The sequence below is a fragment of the Leisingera sp. F5 genome, from assembly GCF_001593695.1.
The window spans coordinates 1-1,758 of the sequence record NZ_LUKH01000740.1 but is presented as its reverse complement, the minus strand read 5'-3'; the positions used below and the strand labels follow the sequence as shown (position 1 = coordinate 1,758).

Genomic DNA, 1,758 nt, shown 5'->3' with positions numbered 1-1,758 from the left:
CGGAGTCGACAGCGTTTGGCACGCCATTCTGGTCTTTATCGTGTCGTTGATTGCGATCTTCGCCTTCTCGTCTTTGACGCTGCAGTGGATGTTCGTACGCCTCAAACTGGTGGAGGCGGTGCTGCTGGTCTTTGTCGTGGTTAGCCTGTTCCGCCCAGATTTCGTGCTGGACCGTTTCAGCCCGGCCTTTGCGGATGCGCCGCTTGAGAGTGTTGTAAACGGAACAATGCCCATCGAGGCAGGCCAGAAGATCCGTGTCTATGTGACACACGAGACCGAATACGGCGATCGTTACAAACTCTTTACCGTCACCGCCCCGCAGGCAGCGGAGAATGTGGCATCGGCGATCGGCCTGAACCTCGCCTCCGGACCGGATGGGCGTGCCAGTGTTGCCGATGTTGCCTTTAACGCACCTGCCGAACAGATCGGCATCACCTGGGGTGACTATGTGACAGCCGTCGGGCTGGAGCAGTCGGGCCGCCCGCCCAAGGAGATCATCTATATCTTCGGTCTCCTGTCTTATGCGGGCGTTGTTCTGATGCAGCGGCGCAGGATGAAAACCAACAATCCCAAACCAGTGGAAGTGTGACCATGGCCGTACAACTGACCGAAGCGAACCTGCGCAACAGGATCTGGTTCTGGCTCGAGAAACATAGGGAGGAGGTCCTGGACCTCACCCTGCGCCTGGTGCGGATCAAAAGCCCCCAACCCGAAGGCGACGTGCGCGCCATGGCGGACCAGATTACGGCCATCGCGTCACAGATCCCTGGGGTGCAGATAGAACGGCACATTTCAGAGGAGCCGATCCACAACCTGGTGCTGCGGCTGCGGGGCAACCGCTCCGGCAAGCGGCTGGTGTTCAACGGGCATATGGACACCTTCCCTGCTGGGGACCTCAGCGCATGGACCCGCTCTCCCGAGGGAGAAGTGGTTGGTGACAAGGCCTATGGCATGGGCATTTCGGACATGAAAGGGGGTATCGCTGCCAGCCTCATGGCGCTGAAATGCCTGGCAGAAACCGGTGCGGATTTCCCGGGAGAACTGGTCTGCACCTTTGCCGGGGATGAGGAAACCATGGGTGTTTTGGGTACCAAGTTTCTGCTCGACACCGTGCCCCACGCGCGCGGCGACGCCATGATCAGCGGTGATGTCGGCTCTCCCCACGTGCTGCGCTTCGGGGAAAAGGGGATGATCTGGGCCAGAGTCACCGCCAAAGGGCGGTCGACCCATGCTGCTCATGTCCACAAGGGCGACAGCGCCATTGAAAAGCTGACCGGCGTGATGGAGGCGTTCAAATACATCCGCGAGCTGCCCGCTGATAGCGAAGGAAGCAACGTGCTCCCACTGATCGACCGCTGGTCCGAGAAATCAGAGGCGCTTTCGGGTGAAGGCGAAACCCGGGTGTTGAAGGCTGCCACGATCACCTTTGGCACAATCAGCGGCGGGCGGCTATCGAACCTGGTAGCGGATCATGCCGAGTTCACCTGCGACCTGCGCCTGCCGGTTGGTGTGTCTGTCGCACGCGCTGAGGCGAAGCTGCAAAGGATTTGCGACGAGATCAAAGGTGTCAAGCTGGAGATAACCCGCCGCTATGAGCCCAGTTGGACCGCGCCGGATCATCTGGTGATCGAAACCGTCAGAGCCAATTGCGCCGCCGTACTGGGTGAGGAACCTGCCGTGACCATGCGCGTCGGTGCCTCTGATGCGCGGCTCTATCGATATGCGGGCGTGCCTTCGGTGGTCTGCGGCCTTACCGCC

General features: G+C 60.4%; 2 protein-coding genes. Both read left to right on the top strand.

What is annotated here, in order from left to right; translation table 11 throughout:
* A partial coding sequence (locus A2I95_RS35430) for a DUF3394 domain-containing protein (protein WP_291737241.1) occupies nucleotides 1-589 on the top strand: 589 nt, incomplete at its 5' end.
* A 2-nt stretch (nucleotides 590-591) separates the two neighbouring features.
* Nucleotides 592-1,758, top strand: a 1,167-nt coding sequence (locus A2I95_RS35425) for a M20/M25/M40 family metallo-hydrolase (protein ID WP_291737240.1), incomplete at its 3' end; no start/stop codon positions are given.